This window comes from Saccharothrix sp. DSM 118769 (assembly GCF_052936295.1).
This window is the reverse complement of record NZ_CP193627.1, coordinates 5140800-5156843: the sequence shown is the minus strand read 5'-3', so window position 1 is coordinate 5156843 and position 16044 is coordinate 5140800. Positions and strand designations below refer to the sequence as shown.

Below are 16044 nucleotides of genomic sequence, written 5' to 3'. Positions count from 1 at the left end.
CGGCGGGAGTCCAGTACCCCGAACGCCCAACACCGACCCCGCCACCAGGAGGAACCCGATGACCGCCACCACCGGCACCCTGCGCGTCCCGGACGCGTCCCTGCACTACGAGCTGCGCGGCACGGGGCCGCTCGTCGTGCTCGTCGGCGCGCCGATGGACGCACGCCCGTTCGAACAGCTGGCCGACCTGCTGGCCACCGACCACACCGTGCTCACCACCGACCCGCGCGGCATCAACCGCAGCCCGGTGGACGACCGGGAGCGCGACTCGACGCCGGAACTGCGCGCCGACGACCTCGCCCGGCTGATCGAGCACGTCGACGCCGGCCCCGCCGCCGTGCTGGGCTCCAGCGGCGGCGCGGTCAGCGCCCTGGCCCTCGTGCAGGCCCGCCCCGACCTCGTGCGCACCGCCGTCGCGCACGAACCGCCGCTGAGCGGGCTGCTGGACGACCGCGCCGAGCTGCGGGCGCGCACCGAGGACATCGCGGCCACCCACCTCGGCGGCGACCACGTGGGCGCGTTCCGCAAGTTCCTCGCGCTCGCGGCGATCGACCTGCCCGAGGAGGTCGTGCAGCACATGGCCGGCGGCGAGCGGTCGCCGCAGGACGTCGCCGACGCCGACTACCAGCACTCGGCCATGCTCGTGCCCACCGCGTTCTGGGCGCCCGACCTGGACGTGCTGCGCGCCTCGCCGTCCCGGGTGGTGGTCGGCATCGGCGAGGAGTCGGCGGGCCAGCTGTGCGACCGCACGTCCAGGGCGCTGGCCGCCGCGATCGGCGTGGAACCGACCGCGTTCCCCGGCGACCACGTCGGGTTCGCCGGGGAGCCGGAGCGCTTCGCCGCCCGGCTGCGGGAGGTGCTCGAGGGCTGAGCGGGCGGGCGGGACCGCGCGCGGTCCCGCCCCCCGGGCCGTCAGCCCCGGAACTCGGGCTGCACGAAGTAGTGGCTGTCGCGGTAGCCGTCGGTCGGGAACCCGCCGCCGACGCCGTAGCGGTAGACGCCCGCGCCGCGCACGCCGTCGTGCGGCGCGGTGAACGGCGCGTCGACGACCGTGCCGGTGAGGGCGTGCTCCGCCACCAGGTACCCGCCCTGCGGCGTGTAGTACGACACCACGTAGTCGCGGCCCGGCTCCACCGGCACCGGGGTCGCGAAGTCGATCTCGGCCATCCGGCCCGGGTGGTCCCACGGCTGCTCGGCCAGCAGCACGCCGTCCGACCACAGGCGCAGCAGGATCGGCCCCCGGTAGGCGCCCCGGCCCAGCGACGCGCCCAGGATCAGCCCGGGCCGGTCCACGCGGACCTTCAGGCCCACCTCGACCGGCAGGGTGTCGGTGTCCTGGACCTCCTCCGCGTACGGCGTGTACATCTCGCACCGCACGGCGCAGTTCACCGGCTGCGGCACCGTCCCGCCGCCCACGTGCAGGACCAGCGTCTCGCCGGCCGCGCCGGGACCGGACGCGGTGACGGCGCGCCCGGCGACCACCGCGTCGGTGGCGGCGGTCGGCGTCCACAGGTACGTCCAGTCGACGCGGAAACCGCTCAGCACCCGCACCGGCGTGGCCTGGACCCAGGTCGCGCCACCGTCGAAGGTCAGTTCGGTGGCGACCACCGCGCCGGTGTCCGGGGTGACCGAGGCCCCGGTGACGAGGACGGGCACGCCGACCGCCACCCCGGCCCGGGTGGTGGGGCTGAAGAACACGACGTCGGCGTCCGCGACCTGCGCGACCGCCGTGCCGGACACGACCAGCGTTGCCGCGACGACCGCCGCGAGCAGCCTGGATGAGCGGGGCATGCGCCCTCCTTCGGGCTTGGTGGGGATGTCCTCCCCGAACGTGATCGTCCCTCGTCCCCGCACCGCTACGGCCGGGCGCGCCGCGGCTTCGGGGTTACCGAGCGTGGTGCATCACTCGCCCGGGTGGATTGGTCGCCGATGTGCTTTCCCCCTCGGACGGATGAGCTTTCGTGTGCTCCACTCGGAGGTGTACCTGTTGCCCCACAAGGAGGTTGTGATGGCTCTACGAACAGAGGTCCGGCCGGTCGGGACACCGGAGGACCTGTCCGAGCTGGGTGCGCTCATGGCCGAGCCGGAGGCGGTCTACGCCGACCCGCCGCGCTTCGCGCCGCAGGCGGCCGGAGTGCTGCTCGCGCTCCTGCTCGCCTCGCCCAGCACGCCGAAGGAGCCCGAGGAGTAGTGACCGCCGAAGGGAGGGTGAGCCGCTCGTCCTACGCGGACGCGGCCACCGCACTGGCCGGTCGCGTGCTCGGCGCGCTCCACGGAAGCAGCACGGCGGGCATCGCCGACTTCCTGGACTCGTGCGCCGACGTCGTGGCCGGCCTGGGGGCGGTCCGGTTGGTGGGTGCGGACCTGTTCGCGCCGCACCTGCTGCCGGACCGCCCCCTGGACGCCCGGGACGCGGGTGTCGTCGCCGACGCCTTCGGCGCGTTCCCGCCCGTCCGGCGGCCGGCGACGCACGAGCAGCACGTGATGGCCTGGCGGGACTGGGCCACGGCGCGGCTGCTCTCCTCCCTCGTGGGGGAGAACCTCCCGGAGCCCGGGTCCGCCGAGGCGTGGCGCGACTGGGCCACCACCCGGCTCGTCGCCGTGCACGCGGCCACGCCGCCCGGCGAGGCGGTCGACGTGCTCGGCCCGGCGGACGACTGGTCGCGCTGGGCGGTCGCGGTCGCGCAGCTGTCGTCCCTGGCGCTGCCCGGCGCGGGCGGCCCGGTGGTCGAGGCGGTGGCCCGCGAGCCGCTGGCGCTGTCCCGGGGCGCCACCCGCGCGGTGCTGCGCCGCGACTACCCGACGGCGGCCCGGCTGGCCCGGTGGGTCGCGCTGCTGGCCGACGACGTGCCGCTCGACCCGGCGCCCCTGCTGGAGCACCTGCGCCTGCACGCGGCCGGCGAACCCCGACTGCTGCTGGACCTGGCGATCGCCGACCTCCTCCTCGACCGGGGGCGCCCGTGACCACGACCCGCACCGCGCACGAGGTCGCCACCCGGGCGTTCGACTGGCTGCACCGCAACCGCGAGCTGGGCGCGTTCCCCGACCGGGACCTGATGGGCCTCGGCGACCTCGACACCGTCTACAAGCCGCTGTGCGAGTCGGCGCTGGCCGCCTCCCTCGTGCTGCGGGAGGGCGTGGCCGGGTCGCGCCGACTGGAGCACGCGCGGGAGCTGCTCGACTTCGGCTGGGACCAGCTCCGCCGCGGCGACCTGCTCTACGAGCGCCAGCTCCGGCACTCGCTGATCACCGACCCGCTGGAGGCGTACGCCCACTTCCAGCGCGGCGGCCACCGGCACCCCGGGCTGGAGCGGGTGCTGGCGCACACCTCGACGACCGACTCGATGACCGAGCTGCTGCCCAACCGGCGGCTCGCCGTCGCCAACGCGCACCGCGTGGCTGGCATCCCGCGCGCCGACGACTGGGACGCCCTGACCCGCGCGACGTGGCTGGGCCGCACACCGGAACCGTGGGCGATCGACTGGTTCACCGCCTACTGCGCCACGCACACGGTCTTCCACCTCACCGACTGGGGCGCGCTGCCGCACGGCCTGCCCGACGACGTGGTCGGCTACCTGGAGGCGTGGCTGCCGGTCTGGGTCGAGGTGTGGGTGGAGGCGCGGGAGTGGGACCTGGTGGGCGAGCTGCTGATCGTCGGCGCCTGCCTGCCCCGGCCGCGCGTCGACGCCGCCGAGTGGGAGGCGTTCGCCGCCGTGCAGCACGACGACGGCCTCGTGCCCCGCAACGGCGAGCCGGTGACCGACGACCCGCACCAGCGGTTCGCGGACCACCAGCACACCGCGGTGGTCGCCGTCGTGGCGGGCACCATCGCCCTGTCGCGCCTGCTCGACCTCACGCCGTGACGGCCGTCGGGGCCGACGTGCTGGCGCCGCTGCTGGCCCCGGCGACCTCGGCGGTGGCCGTCGCCGCCCGGCGGGGCGACCAGGAGGTGCTGCTCGTCGCGGGCGACGCGGCGCCGGGCGACCCGGCGACGGCGGGCACCCGGTTCGAGATCGGGTCGCTGACCAAGACGTTCACCGCGCTGCTGCTGGCCGACGCCGTGGTCCGCGGCGAGGTCCGGCACGACGACCCGGTGGACCGCCACCTGTCGACCCGGCTGGGGCAGGGCGTCACCCTGGAGCGGCTCGCCACCCACACGTCGGGCCTGCCGAGGCTGCCACCGGGGCTGCTGCGGGCGGCCCTGCCCGCGTGGCGGACCAACCCGTACCGCGATTTCGGGCCGGCGGCGATGGCGGCGGCGCTGCGGCGCACCCGCGTCCGGCGCGACCACCGCGTGCGCTACTCGAACTTCGGCGGGGCCGTGCTCGGCGAGGCGCTGGCCGCCGCCGCGGGTCGCCGGTACGAGGACCTGGTCGTCGAGCGGATCTGCCGCCCCCTCGGCCTGCCGGACACGGGCTTCGCCGCCGCGCCGCAGGCCACCGGCCACCTGCGCGGCCGGCCGCGCCCGCCGTGGGAGATGCCCGGGATGCCCGCCGCGGGTGGCCTGCGCTCGTCCGCGCGCGACCTGCTCGCCTACCTGACCGCGCTGCTGGAGCGGCGCACCCCGGCCGCGGTCGACGTCAGCACGCCCAGGGTGGCCCGGTCGGCGACCGAGCACCTGTGCCTGGTGTGGAACCTCCGCCACCGGCCCGGCCACGACCTGGTGTTCCACTCGGGCGGGACGCGCGGGTTCACCGCGTTCGCCGGGTTCAGCCCCCAGCGCCGCACGGCACTGGTGACCCTGACCAACGCGGGCCCGACCCCGCGCGCCACCTTCGTCCAGCGCTCCTACGAGGCCCTGCGCACCCTCGCCGCCACCGCCGACCCGACCGGGTAGCCGATCAGGCGGCCGGCGGCGTGTGGGCCGGGTCGACGCGCTCGCCCTCGCGGACCGGGCCCGGCGGGGTGCCGTCGCCGAACGGCCTGCCGCCCAGCGCCTCCCGGCCGTGCGGCGTGGTCCAGCCCGACAGGTCCGGGCCCTGCGGCACGATCCCGCTGGGGTTGATGTCGGTGTGCACGACGTAGTAGTGCCGCTTGATCTGCACGAAGTCGACGGTGTCGCCGAAGCCGGGCGTCTGGAAGAGGTCTCGCGCGTAGCCCCACAGGTTCGGCATCTCGGCGAGCTTGTTCCGGTTGCACTTGAAGTGCCCGTGGTAGACCGGGTCGAAGCGGACGAGCGTGGTGAACAGCCGCACGTCGGCCTCGGTGATGGTGTCGCCGACCAGGTAGCGCCGGTCCGCCAGCCGCTCCTCCAGCCAGTCCAGCGCCGTCCACAGCCGGTCGTACGCCTCGTCGTAGGCTTCCTGGCTGCCCGCGAAACCGCACCGGTACACGCCGTTGTTCACCTCGGTGAACACCCGCTCCACCACCGCGTCCAGCTCCTCGCGGTGCTCGGCGGGCAGCAGGTCGGGCGCGCCCTCGCGGTGGTGCGCGCGCCACTCGGTGGACAGGTCGAGGGTGATCTGCGCGAAGTCGTTGGTGACCACCGCGCCGGTCGTGGTGTCCACGAGGGCGGGCACGGTGATGCCGCGCGGGTAGTCGGGGTCGCGCTTGAAGTACGCCTCCTGGAGGCGTTCGATGCCGAGCACCGGGTCGCGGCCGCCGGGGTCGAGGTCGAACGTCCACGAGCGGGCGTCGTGCGTCGGGCCGGGCAGGCCGAGCGAGATCGCGTCCTCCAGGCCGAGCAGCCGCCGCACGATGATCGCCCGGTTCGCCCACGGGCAGGCCCGCGCGGCGACCAGGCGGTACCGGCCGGGTTCGACCGCGAACCCGTCGCGCCCGTCGGTGGTGATCCGGGTCGTGATGTACCGGCTGTCGCGGGTGAACTCCTTGCCCTTGACCGAGTACGTCCCGCCCTTGCTGTGCTCGGGGTGCTCGTTGATCTCGCTCACGGTGCGAGCCTACGTGGTTCCCGCCGTTCCGCAGTTCGGTCAGGGGAGGCGGCGACGGCCGGCGAACCCCAGGTCGGCCCGGTGGTACCAGTCCAGGCCCTCGTCCCCCTCCAGCCAGCACAGCAGCACGGGCACGCCGTCGAGGTCGGCCGGGAAGTCGACCAGCAGCGGCGCGAAGCCCTTCAGCTCGGCGCCGGTGCGCTGCACCGCGGTCATCAGGTCGTCGAGCCTGGCCTGGGCGGCCTTCAGCTCCGGCAGCCCGCCGAGCCCGGTGCGGTCACCCGCGTGGACGGCGGCGGCCAGTTCGGCGGCGTCCGCCCGGACGGCGACGATCTCGTCGAGCACCGGCCGCAGCCGGGCCAGCTCCTCGCGCGCCTCGGGCACGGTGAACAATCCCACGGCGCCCACCCTACGGGCGGCTCCCGGTACCGGTACCGGGGCACCGGTATGCCGGGTGGCGCGGAAACATCGGCCCCCAGCGCGCGGACGCCGTGACCGGGCAGCATCGTTGCTGTCATGGGTAGCCGGTCGGACGACGCGAGACGGTCGCTGCTGTGGGACGAGATCCTCCGCCGGGCTGACGGGGAGGAGGTGGAGGCCGGCGTGCGGCACGTGTGCGAGGTGGCGATGAGCGCGTTGGCCGCCGACGGCGTGGTGCTCTACGAGGCGGTGGACCCGGTGCTGACCGAGCCGGTGGCCGTGGTGGGCGACGGCGCGGCGCGGCTCGCCGAGGCCCAGATCACGGTCGGCGAGGGGCCCGCGCTGGACGCCCTGGCCGAGGAGTACCCGGTGCTGGTGCCGGACGCGGGCGTGGTGGACCGCCAGGTGCGCTGGCCGGTGTTCCTGCCGCACGCGGTGGACGGGGGCGTGCGCGCGCTGGCGGCGTTCCCGGTGGTGATGGGCGCGGCTGTGGTCGGGTGCCTGGAGGTGCACCACCGCGCGCCGGTGGACCTGGGTGACGACCAGGTGGTGGACGGGCTGCTGCTCGCCGACGCGGCCCTGGCGCTGATGCTGCACGGCGCGCCCCACGAGCCCGGCACCGACCCCGTGTCGACCAGGTGGTCGACGGTGCGGCAGGCGGCCGACGCGATCGCCGTGCAGCTGGGGTGCGACACGGCCACCGCGCTGGTGCGGCTGCGGGCGCACGCCTACAGCAGCGAGCGCGGGCTCGGCGAGGTCGCGGAGGACGTCGCGGCCTGGCGGCTGCTGTTCGCGCCGGAGGCGGAGACCCGCTCCGGGCGCCGCGGGTGGGGCCTGGGCTGACCGCGATGCCCGACCCCCGGCACGCGTCCGGTGGCGTGGTACCGGGCGTCCGCGCCGCCGCGCGCCCGCGGGCGCGTCATGCTGCCGGTGGGAGGTGCGGCCATGGCTGAGCGCGGCGTTCCGGGGCGGATCGGGCTGGCGGACGTGGCGCGGCTGGAGGCGGAGGTCCACCAGCTGCGCGACCTGGACTACCGGTTCGGGGGCGGGGTGTGCCGCGACGCGGCCCTCGTGCGCGCGGCGAACAACGACCAGCTGCTCGAAGCGCACTGCACGGCGCTGGTGCGCACCCAGCTGCTGGCCTCGCTGGGCGACCTGCACAACCTCGCCGCGTGGATGTGCTTCGACACCGGCCTGACGCGCGCCGCCCGACTCCACTGGCGGGTGGCGCTGGAGTTCGCGCGGGACGCCGGGCACCAGGACCTCGCGGCGAACGTGCACTACCGGCTGGGCCGGGTGCACCTGCACCTGGGGGAGCACCGGGAGGCGCTGGGCCGCTTCGCCCTCGGCCTCGCCACCGGCTGCTCGCCGCACGCGGCCTCCGTGCTGCACGTCAACATGGCGTGGGCGCACGCGGGCCTCGGCGACCGGCCCGCCGCCCTGGCCGACCTGCACCAGGCGCACGACCGGTTCGCCCGCAGCGGTCCGGCCGCGCCGCCCGGCTGGGCGCGCTTCTTCGACGACGTGGACCTGTCGGCGATGACCGGGATGGTGCACACCGAACTCGCCCGGACGGTCGACCTCGCGCACACCGGGACCGCCGTCCCGGCGCTGACCAACGCCGTCTTCGGCTACTCCGAGGGCATGGTGCGCAGCCGGGTGTTCTGCCTGATCGCGTTGAGCACCAACCACCTGCTCGACGGCGACGCCGACCAGGCGGCCCGGGTGGGCGAGCAGGCGCTGGCCTCCGCGCCGACCGTGCACTCCGCGCGGCTGTCGGACCGGCTGGCCGAGCTGCGCGCGCTCGCCGACCGCCACCCGAAGGACACCTCGGCGCGCGAGCTGGCGTCCCGGATCGACGCGTTCACCGCGGCGGTGTGACCGTGGAAGCGGCCCCTTGCCGGCCGCCGAGGGCCGGTGCGCACAATGGGCCGTCGCCGCGCGGTGGCGTGCGGCTGGAGGGAGACGGCGCGGTTGTCCCTGCTGCGGGAGTCCCACCCCACCACCGTGCGGCGCCCGGTCCGCCCGTCGTGCCGCGGCGGCGCCTCCCCGACGGCCGCCGCGCGGGGCGCAGACCGCCGGTACCGCGCGAACGGGTGCCCGCCGACCGGGTGCGACCGCCCCGCCTTAGCCCGCCCCGCCTTAGCCCGCCCCGCCTCAGCCCGTCGACGTGCGCGCCTCGCCCAGGTGACCCGAGGTGCTCAACCTCGCCAACCGGTGCGCCCACTCCGCGCGCATCCGCTCGCCGGCGTCGTCCAGTCCCGTGGTGACCGCGGCCAGCGCCTGGGCGCCGATCACCGCGCCCGCGATGCCCTCGGCCTCCTCCCGCACGTCCGCGGTGGCCACGACCTCGCCCGCCGCGACGGCCTGGCCCAGCAGGTCGCGGACCACCACCAGCAGGCTCACGAAGTGCACGCCCGCCAGCAGGTCGAACAGCTCGCTGGTCAGCAGCAGGCGCACGCCCACCCGCACCGCGGGCAGCCGGTCGGTCAGCGAGCACATCCGGCAGGTCAGCTCGACCAGGGTGCGCAGCGGACCGACGCCGGTGGCCTCCACCTCGGCGCGCACGTCGTGCCAGCGCCGGAAGTGCTCCTCCACCACGGCCACCGCCAGTGCCTGCTTGGACGGGAAGTGCCGGTACAGCGCGCCTTTCGTCACCGACACGCGGTGGCACAGCGCGTCGAGCGAGGTGTTCTCGTACCCGTCCCGGTCGAACAGGTCGATACCGGCCGCGACGAGGCGGTCCCTGGTGTGGCACGGGTGGTCGAGGTGACTCAAGGTTCCCACCTCCGTCACCGAGGGTAGTGAGCGCCCGGGGCGCGGTCAACCGGCTGGAGGGTTGCGGTGGACGACGACCTGCTGCACGTGCAGGTGTTCGGGCAGGACGGCGTGTCCATCCTGCACCTGTCCGGTTTGCTGGTGCCGGGCAACTACTCGGCGCTGCGCGACGTGCTGGTGATGACCGCCCTCGCCGAGCCCGCCGCCATCGTGGTCGACCTGGCCGAGCTGCGCGTCACGCCGCCGCTCGCGGCCACCGTGTTCCGGGTGGTGCGCGACCAGGTCGCGGAGTGGCCGGGCGTGCCGATCCTGCTCGCCGGCGCGGAGCCGGGCACCACCTGGGACCTGCCGTCCTACGGCACCGTCGAGGAGGCGGTGGCCACCGTCGGCCCGCCGCCGCGGCGCTGGGTGGTGCGGATGCCGCTGCCCCGCGTGGGCGCGTCGGTGTTCGCGCGGCTCGCCGCGGAGGAGGCGTGCCGCGTGTGGAGCCTGGAACGGCTCGGCGGACCGGTGACCGGCGTCGCGTCGAGGCTGGTCGACCTGGTGGACCGGGGGCTGCCGCAGCGGCCGACCATCGCGTTCGAGTGGTGGCACGACCTGTTCGTGATCGCGGTGGGCGACGACGCGCCGGTGCGCTGCGACTCGTGGGACCTGCGCCGCGCGGTCGCCGCCGCGCCGGGTCGGGCCGAGCGCTGCGGCTGGTCCACCACGTGGACCGACGGCACGCTGATCTGGGCCGTGCTCAGGGCGTGAGGCGCGCACGTCATGGGGTGCTCAGGGCGCGGGGTCGGGCGGCGGGCCGAGCCGCAGCCGCGCGAGCACCTCGGCGCGCACGACGGAGGGCAGCCGGCCCCGCCACAGCGCGGTGACCCGCCCGTCCGCCGGTCCGGCGAGCGCCATGGACAGCAGTCGCGCGCCGACCAGCGAGGTCACCACGCCCCGCGCGGTGCCGTCGAGGTCGACGCCGGGCAGCAGCTCGCCCCGGTACGACGCGGCGCGCAGCAGGTCGTGCACCGCGGTCCTCCACCGCTCGAACTGCCGCCCCGCGACCGCGTCGCACACGGGGGAGCTGAACAGCAGCCGCCCCGCGACGTCGCGGCCGGCGGGCACCAGGTGACCGAGGTCGACGAGCACCTGGAGGGGGTCGCGGAGCAGGCGCTGGAGGCGTTCCCGGGTGCGGGAGAACTCCAGCGCGTCCTGGTCGACCACCGCGGCGGCCAGCTCCGCCTTGGACGAGAAGTGGCCGTACAGCGCGCCCTTGGTGACGCCCGCGAGGTCGCACACCCGGTCGACGGTCGCGCGACCGTAACCGTCCCGGTCGAACACGACCGCCGCCGCGGTCACCAGCTCGTCCCTCGTCCCAGCCACGTCGACGCATTGTCCCGCGCCCGACCGCGCGGGACAACCGACCACTCCGAGAACACGGGTGAGCGCCATGGTTCCGCACGACACCGCCCCGGCCCGCACCGACGGGACGCACGCCGGCCTGAGGCCGGTGGACCTCGACGCCTACCGGGCGCTGCTCGACGGCCCGGGCACCGCGGCCGAACTGGGGCACCGGCTCGGCGTCGGCGGCCGGCGGGTCGCCGCGGTGCTGCGCAGGCTCGTCGACCTGGAACTGGCCACCCGGGACGCGGGGCGTCCCGCGCGGTTCGACGCGGTAGCCCCCGAGGTCGCGTTCGGCGGGCTGCTCGTGCGCAAGCAGCGCGAGCTGGAGGAGGTGCGCGGGCTGCGCGCGGAGTTGCGGGAGCGGCACCGGCTCGCGGCTCGCGGCGGTGACCCCGAGCAGCTGCTGGAGGTGGTGCGCGGCGCGGACGCGATCGCCCGCCGGGTGGGCCGGCTGGTGCGCGCGGCGCGCCACGAGGTGCGGTTCGTCGACAAGCCGCCCCGCGCGCAGCCGCCCCGAGTGCCGCACGCCGCGGCACGGGAGCTGCTGGAGCGCGGCGTGGTCGTCCGCGGCGTCCACGACCGCGCCGGCCTGGAGCGGGCCGGCCTGGAGCGGGACGGTTTGGAGCGGGACGCGTTCGACGGGGACCCGGACGCCGGTCCGCCGCCGGGCGGGGAGGTGCGGGTCGTGGTCGGCGCGCCGCTGAAGATGGTGCTGGTCGACCGCCGGTTCGGCCTCGTCCCCCTGGACTCGGCGGCCGAGCCGGTCACGGCGCTCGTCGTGCGCCCCTGCGCGCTGCTCGACGCGCTGGGCGCGCTGTTCGAGGGGCTGTGGTCGCAGGCGCTGCCGCCGGCCGTGCACGACCGCGAGCCGCTGTCCGCCGAGGACGCCCGGCTGCTCGCGCTGCTCACCACCGGGATGCCGGACCGCGGCATCGCCAGGCAGCTGGGGTTGAGCTACCGCACGTTCCAGCGGCGCCTGCACGACCTGATGCACGCGCTGGGCGCGCAGACCCGCTTCCAGGCGGGGCTGCGGGCCGCCGCGAAGGGGTGGGTGCGGGTGGCCACGCCCGACGACGTGCCCGACCGCGCGCCCGGCGCTCCCGACGAGGCACCCCGGTGAGGCGCCCGGTCACGGTGCCAGCAGGGTGTTCAGCGCGAGCGTGTCCAGGTACAGCCGGAACTCGACGACCAGGCCGTCCCGCACGGTGACCGCCAGCGCGAACTCCTGCGACACCGCCGTGCCGCCGCCCGGCACGCGCAGGTGCAGCCGACCCGTCAGCACCGCGTCCGACCGGTCCACCACGAGGTCGCGGGTGGTGATGGCGCTCAGCTCCAGCGCGGAGTGGAAGGAGAGGAAGAACGACTCGACCTCGCGCCGGTCGCGGACCCGGTGCGGCCAGGGCGCGACCGGCAGGGGCGTGGTCCACCAGCGGACCCGTTCGGCGAACAGCCGGCTGGCCCCGGCCGTGTCGCGGGCCGCCCACCGGCTCACCAGCCGTTCGACGACGAGGATCACGTGCTCGCGGTGGTGCGGTTCGGGCGGGCGGAAGGCGATCACCGCCCAAGTCTGGTGGGCGCGGGGTGGCCGGCGCACGGGGCCGGTTCTGGATGTCCACTGTGGACCGATCCGGTCAGGGTGCGGCCAGTTGGAGCACGCGCAGCACCAGTGCCGCCGCCGGGAGGACCAGCAGCACCTTGCCCATCGCGGCGAGCATCCGGGTGTTCACCCGGACCACCAGGCCGCGCCGGCGCACCCCGACCGACTCCAGCGCCGACCCCAGCGCGCGGGCCACGTGGTGCGCGGGCGACCCCGGCTTCGGTCCCGCGGGCAGGACCGGGGCCACGTGCGGGCCCCAACCGGCGTCGAACGCGATCACGGCGGCGGTCCAGCGGTCGGCGGAAGCGGGCACGAGCAGGTCCAGCCGCGCCGGGGTCGGCAGGTGCCCGTCGAGCCGGTGGTGCAGGTCGTCGCGGTCGCCGGGGACGAGCAGCACGAGCTTGTCCGGCGGCTGGGTGGCGCGCGCCTGCTCCACCTCCCACCACAGGCCGTCACCCGGGCCGAGCCGCAGCACGATCAGGCCGCTCAGCTCCATCAGCCGCAGCACCCCCGACTGCCAGTCGTCGGGCGGCAGGTAGAAGCGGGCCGCGCCCAGGAACGGCAGCGCCTCGCCCGGTCGGCCCACCGCGATCACCGGCCCGAACGCCCGCAGCACCGAGGCCAGCTGCTCCTCTCGTGAGTGGACGATCGGCAGGGGGTTGGCCACACCGGCGAGCACCTGGTCGACCGCCGCCGAGGCCGGGTCGTCGGAGAACGCGCGCAGGTACAGCACGGGCCGCCTGCCGTCGGCCTCCAGCACCCGCACCGCGTCGCGCGCCGAGCGCCGGCGCGAGTGGCGCAGCAGCAGCCTGGCCGACGCGGTGGCCACCACGGCACCGAGCAACACCCACACCCACGCGTTCCACGGCAACCTGCCGACGCGCAGCGACAGGACGATGCCCAGGAAACCGCCCACCAGCAGCACGTACCCGACCCCGGTGAGCAGCAGGAACACCGGCCGCCGCCACCGCGGGCGGGGCGGCGCGTACCGGCTCACCAGCTCCACCACGTCCGCGACGGCCGCCCGCCGACGCCGCCGCAGCCACAGCGCCGCGCCGACGAGCGGCACCGAGGCCACCACCCACCACAGCGCCCGCCCCGTCGACCGGTCCGCCTCGGCGTCCAGCGCGGCCAGGTCCGCCGCGACCTCCCCGGGCAGCTCGCCGAGGTAGTGCGCGGCGGCGTTCGGGCTGCCGTCCTCGGCGAAGCCCGCGGCCAGGGACACGAGGGTGCGGCTGCCCGAAGGGGGGCCGTTGTCCCGGAACCACGCGGCGGCGGCCCGGACCCCGTCGCACGACGCGGGCGTGCCCGCGAGGCACCCGCGCACGTCGTCGGCCAACGCCGCCACCCGGGCCGGCGCCTCGCCGAAGCGCGTCCGTTCCCGCAGGTCCAGGCCGGCGGTGAGCAGCAGGTGCGCGGTGACGTAGGCGACCACGACGGCCAGGGCGGTGATCGCCCGTGAAGCTGGGTGCACGCCGCAGGACTACCACGGTGGACCACCGGGCGGGTGATATTCGATCGCCCGCGACCGGTCCACTGCGGCAGCATGAGGAGGCCGAGGTGACCCCCGGAAGGAGTCGGATGGTCTCGCCGGGCCCCACGGGAGCGACCCTACGAGGATCGGTCCCGCCAGAACCGAAATCCGGAAAACCCCCCAACGACAACCGCAAGAAGGCGGTCCTGCTCGCCCTGCGCCTCTACGGCCGGGAGCTGCGCAGCCACCGCGTCACCGGCCTGGGCGCGCTCGTGCTGCCCGCGCTGGGCAACACCTGCCTGCTCTACCTCGCGCCGCTGGTGGTCGGCGCGCTCGCCGGTCGCCTCGCGGGCGGCGGCGACATCGGCCTCGCCACCGTGCTGCCGTACGTGCTGGCGTTCGGCGGCCTGATGTTGTTCGCCGAGCTGCTGTGGCGCGTCGGCGTGCACTGCCTCAACCGCACGGACGGGCGCGGCATCGAGAACCTGTCGGTGTACGCGATGAACGCGCTGCTCGCCAAGGACGCGGCGTTCTTCCACGACAACTTCGCCGGGTCGCTCACCAAGCGGGTGCTGAGCTTCGCGTCCCGCTTCGAGGAGTTCGTGGACACGGTGGCGTTCAAGATCGTCGCCAGCCTGGTGCCGCTGACCTTCGCGTGCGTCGTGCTGTGGAGCTACGACCCGCTGCTGGTCGTCGTGCTGCTCGGGCTGATCCTGTTCACGGGCTTCGTGGTCACCCCGCTCATCCGCCGCCGCCAGCGGCTCGTCGCCGAGCGCGAGGCCGCGTTCGCCCAGGTGTCCGGCCACGTCGCGGACACGCTCATGAACATGGAGACGGTGCGGGCGTTCGCCGCCGAGCACCGCGAGGGCGCCGAGCACCGCGACCGCGCCGCCGAGCACCGGGCGCTGGCGCTGCGCTCGTGGGACTACGGCAACCTGCGCATCGACACCGTCGTCGCGCCGCTGTCCGTGCTCACCAACGCGCTGGGCCTCGCCGTCGCGGTGGGCGTCAGCGGCGGGCTGGGCGTGGAGGCGATCGTGGTGACGTTCGCCTACTACACCAACGCCACGCGGATCATGTTCGAGTTCAACCAGATCTACCGGCGGTTCGAGAGCGCGCTGACCGAGGCCGCCCAGTTCACCGAGCTGCTGCTCGACCCGCCCACCGTGCTCGACCCGAAGCACCCGGAACCGCTGCGGGCCAAGGACTCCGGGGTGAGGTTCGAGCGCGTCGTGTTCGGCTACGAGGGTGCCGCGCCGCTGTTCACCGGGCTGGAACTGGACATCCCGGCGGGCACGCGGATCGGTCTCGTCGGCCGCTCCGGCGGCGGCAAGACGACGGTGAGCCGGCTGCTGCTGCGGCTGATGGACCTCGACGACGGGCGCATCCTCGTCGGCGGCCAGGACATCGCCCGCCTGCGGCAGGCCGACCTGCGCGGCCTCATCGCGTACGTGCCGCAGGACCCGGCCATGTTCCACCGGACGCTGCGCGAGAACATCGCGTTCGCCCGGCCGGGCGCGACCGAGGCCGAGATCCGCCGCGCCGCGGAGGCCGCGCACGTGACGGAGTTCGCCGACGCGCTGCCCCTCGGGTTCGACACGATGGTCGGCGAACGCGGCGTCAAGCTGTCCGGCGGCCAGCGGCAGCGGGTCGCGCTGGCCCGCGCGATCCTGCGCGACGCGCCGATCCTGCTGCTCGACGAGGCGACCAGCGCGCTGGACTCGGAGAGCGAGGTGCTGGTCCAGGAGGCGCTGTGGCGGCTCATGGAGGGGCGGACGGCGCTGGTCGTAGCGCACCGGCTGGTCGTGCTCGACCGGGGCCGGATCGCGGAGCAGGGCACGCACGCCGAGCTGCTCGCCGCGGACGGGGCGTACGCGAGGCTGTGGCGCCACCAGTCCGGCGGTTTCCTCGACGACGTGGTGCCCGCGGACACGGGAGCGGACGGCGCCGGGTCGGACGGCGCCGGGTCGGACGGCGCGGGGGCGGACGGCGCCGGGTCCGGCGCGAGGGCCGGTGCGAGGGTGTTCCGCGGGTGAGGCGGCCGGCCGCGGTCCCGGCGCACGCCCCGTGGACCGCGGCCGGCCGCGCTGCGCGCCGCCCGCTCCCGTGCGACGGTGACCGGGTGCCGCGCGACGAACCCCCGCCCCGCACGCCCGACGGCCGGTACGTCGTGATCGACGGCAGGCGGTGGCGGGCGACGGACCCGACCGTGCCCGACGACGCCGCGGCCCGCCTGCGCGGCGCCCTGATGGCGTCCCGCCGGGACGTGGGCCGGGCGCTGCGGGCCGGCGACCCGGACGCCGAGCGCCGCGCCCGCGACCGCGTCCAGCTGGCCAAGGTGGCGCTGGGCGAGCGCGGCACGCCGTGGTGGGAGCAGTCCGACGAGGAGCGCAGGCGGCGCTGGGAGTCCGGCCTGACCGACCTGGGCGCGTGACCGGGCCCTACCCCCACGGGGGTAGCGCGATCTCACCCCGCGGGTGGGCGACGGTGGTCGG

General features: G+C 75.8%; 18 protein-coding genes. 11 read left to right on the top strand and 7 right to left on the bottom strand.

Going from position 1 to position 16044, the window contains the following annotated elements; genetic code table 11:
* The first annotated feature begins 58 nt into the window (after window positions 1–58).
* Complete coding sequence (locus ACRAKJ_RS22190) at window positions 59–871, top strand: alpha/beta fold hydrolase (protein WP_447008644.1); 813 nt, start codon at window positions 59–61, stop codon at window positions 869–871.
* 41 nt (window positions 872–912) lie between these two features.
* Here ACRAKJ_RS22190 and ACRAKJ_RS22185 read toward each other — a convergent pair whose 3' ends face one another.
* The gene (locus tag ACRAKJ_RS22185; RefSeq protein ID WP_438926140.1) at window positions 913–1791 is read right to left on the bottom strand and encodes a DUF4082 domain-containing protein; all 879 of its coding nucleotides are present in this window, start codon (window positions 1789–1791) and stop codon (window positions 913–915) included.
* Window positions 1792–2008: 217 nt separating this feature from the next.
* Between ACRAKJ_RS22185 and ACRAKJ_RS22180 the strand changes: the two genes are divergently transcribed.
* Genes ACRAKJ_RS22180 through ACRAKJ_RS22165 form a run of 4 tightly spaced genes read left to right on the top strand, consistent with a single transcriptional unit; the run spans window position 2009 to window position 4837 of the window.
* On the top strand, window positions 2009–2191 hold the full coding sequence (locus ACRAKJ_RS22180; protein WP_438926141.1) for a hypothetical protein: 183 nt from the start codon (window positions 2009–2011) through the stop codon (window positions 2189–2191).
* A complete protein-coding gene (locus tag ACRAKJ_RS22175; RefSeq protein ID WP_438926142.1) occupies window positions 2191–2964 on the top strand; it encodes a hypothetical protein in 774 nt (257 codons plus the stop codon). The genes ACRAKJ_RS22180 and ACRAKJ_RS22175 overlap by 1 nt, the downstream gene beginning before the upstream one ends.
* A complete protein-coding gene (locus tag ACRAKJ_RS22170; RefSeq protein ID WP_438926143.1) occupies window positions 2961–3863 on the top strand; it encodes a DUF6895 family protein in 903 nt (300 codons plus the stop codon). The genes ACRAKJ_RS22175 and ACRAKJ_RS22170 overlap by 4 nt, the downstream gene beginning before the upstream one ends.
* Window positions 3860–4837 (top strand): serine hydrolase, encoded by a 978-nt coding sequence (locus ACRAKJ_RS22165; RefSeq protein WP_438926144.1) that lies wholly within the window; start codon window positions 3860–3862, stop codon window positions 4835–4837. Before ACRAKJ_RS22170 ends, ACRAKJ_RS22165 begins: the two co-directional genes overlap by 4 nt.
* Before the next feature lie 4 nt (window positions 4838–4841).
* Here ACRAKJ_RS22165 and ACRAKJ_RS22160 read toward each other — a convergent pair whose 3' ends face one another.
* Both ACRAKJ_RS22160 and ACRAKJ_RS22155 read right to left on the bottom strand, forming a co-directional pair.
* The gene (locus ACRAKJ_RS22160) at window positions 4842–5882 is read right to left on the bottom strand and encodes a glutathione S-transferase C-terminal domain-containing protein (protein WP_438926155.1); all 1041 of its coding nucleotides are present in this window, start codon (window positions 5880–5882) and stop codon (window positions 4842–4844) included.
* 48 nt (window positions 5883–5930) lie between these two features.
* On the bottom strand, window positions 5931–6290 hold the full coding sequence (locus ACRAKJ_RS22155) for a DUF2203 domain-containing protein (RefSeq protein ID WP_438926145.1): 360 nt from the start codon (window positions 6288–6290) through the stop codon (window positions 5931–5933).
* Window positions 6291–6407: 117 nt separating this feature from the next.
* Between ACRAKJ_RS22155 and ACRAKJ_RS22150 the strand changes: the two genes are divergently transcribed.
* Both ACRAKJ_RS22150 and ACRAKJ_RS22145 read left to right on the top strand, forming a co-directional pair.
* Window positions 6408–7154 carry a GAF domain-containing protein gene (locus ACRAKJ_RS22150; protein ID WP_438926146.1) on the top strand — a complete coding sequence of 249 codons (747 nt, stop codon included), beginning with the start codon at window positions 6408–6410 and terminating at the stop codon, window positions 7152–7154.
* Between the two features lie 102 nt (window positions 7155–7256).
* Window positions 7257–8192, top strand: a complete 936-nt coding sequence (locus ACRAKJ_RS22145) for a tetratricopeptide repeat protein (protein WP_438926147.1) — start codon at window positions 7257–7259, stop codon at window positions 8190–8192.
* A gap of 276 nt (window positions 8193–8468) precedes the next feature.
* Here ACRAKJ_RS22145 and ACRAKJ_RS22140 read toward each other — a convergent pair whose 3' ends face one another.
* The gene (locus ACRAKJ_RS22140; protein WP_438926148.1) at window positions 8469–9089 is read right to left on the bottom strand and encodes a TetR family transcriptional regulator; all 621 of its coding nucleotides are present in this window, start codon (window positions 9087–9089) and stop codon (window positions 8469–8471) included.
* 66 nt (window positions 9090–9155) lie between these two features.
* On the opposite strand from ACRAKJ_RS22140, the gene ACRAKJ_RS22135 reads away from it, so the two are divergent.
* Complete coding sequence (locus tag ACRAKJ_RS22135; RefSeq protein ID WP_438926149.1) at window positions 9156–9842, top strand: hypothetical protein; 687 nt, start codon at window positions 9156–9158, stop codon at window positions 9840–9842.
* Window positions 9843–9863: 21 nt separating this feature from the next.
* Here the strand turns inward: ACRAKJ_RS22135 and ACRAKJ_RS22130 are convergent, their stop codons facing one another.
* On the bottom strand, window positions 9864–10457 hold the full coding sequence (locus ACRAKJ_RS22130; RefSeq protein ID WP_438926150.1) for a TetR family transcriptional regulator: 594 nt from the start codon (window positions 10455–10457) through the stop codon (window positions 9864–9866).
* A 67-nt stretch (window positions 10458–10524) separates the two neighbouring features.
* Between ACRAKJ_RS22130 and ACRAKJ_RS22125 the strand changes: the two genes are divergently transcribed.
* Window positions 10525–11598 (top strand): helix-turn-helix domain-containing protein, encoded by a 1074-nt coding sequence (locus ACRAKJ_RS22125; RefSeq protein ID WP_438926151.1) that lies wholly within the window; start codon window positions 10525–10527, stop codon window positions 11596–11598.
* A 9-nt stretch (window positions 11599–11607) separates the two neighbouring features.
* On the opposite strand, the gene ACRAKJ_RS22120 is transcribed toward ACRAKJ_RS22125, so the two are convergent.
* Entirely contained in the window at window positions 11608–12036 is a 429-nt protein-coding gene (locus ACRAKJ_RS22120; protein WP_438926152.1) for a nuclear transport factor 2 family protein, read from the bottom strand.
* A gap of 73 nt (window positions 12037–12109) precedes the next feature.
* Entirely contained in the window at window positions 12110–13549 is a 1440-nt protein-coding gene (locus ACRAKJ_RS22115; RefSeq protein WP_438926153.1) for a hypothetical protein, read from the bottom strand.
* 107 nt (window positions 13550–13656) lie between these two features.
* On the opposite strand from ACRAKJ_RS22115, the gene ACRAKJ_RS22110 reads away from it, so the two are divergent.
* A complete protein-coding gene (locus tag ACRAKJ_RS22110) occupies window positions 13657–15585 on the top strand; it encodes an ABC transporter ATP-binding protein (RefSeq protein ID WP_447008643.1) in 1929 nt (642 codons plus the stop codon).
* An 86-nt stretch (window positions 15586–15671) separates the two neighbouring features.
* Window positions 15672–15983 carry a hypothetical protein gene (locus tag ACRAKJ_RS22105; protein WP_447008642.1) on the top strand — a complete coding sequence of 104 codons (312 nt, stop codon included), beginning with the start codon at window positions 15672–15674 and terminating at the stop codon, window positions 15981–15983.
* The last annotated feature ends 61 nt before the right edge of the window (window positions 15984–16044 follow it).

Excerpts from the sequence above, each read along its gene's own strand:
- ACRAKJ_RS22125 (WP_438926151.1), top strand. The coding sequence starts at position 10,525 with ATGGTTCCGCACGACACCGCCCCGGCCCGCACCGACGGGACGCACGCC.
- ACRAKJ_RS22150 (WP_438926146.1), top strand. The coding sequence starts at position 6,408 with ATGGGTAGCCGGTCGGACGACGCGAGACGGTCGCTGCTGTGGGACGAG.
- ACRAKJ_RS22110 (WP_447008643.1), top strand. The coding sequence starts at position 13,657 with ATGGTCTCGCCGGGCCCCACGGGAGCGACCCTACGAGGATCGGTCCCG.
- ACRAKJ_RS22190 (WP_447008644.1), top strand. The coding sequence starts at position 59 with ATGACCGCCACCACCGGCACCCTGCGCGTCCCGGACGCGTCCCTGCAC.
- ACRAKJ_RS22145 (WP_438926147.1), top strand. The coding sequence starts at position 7,257 with ATGGCTGAGCGCGGCGTTCCGGGGCGGATCGGGCTGGCGGACGTGGCG.
- ACRAKJ_RS22185 (WP_438926140.1), bottom strand. The coding sequence starts at position 1,791 with ATGCCCCGCTCATCCAGGCTGCTCGCGGCGGTCGTCGCGGCAACGCTG.
- ACRAKJ_RS22180 (WP_438926141.1), top strand. The coding sequence starts at position 2,009 with ATGGCTCTACGAACAGAGGTCCGGCCGGTCGGGACACCGGAGGACCTG.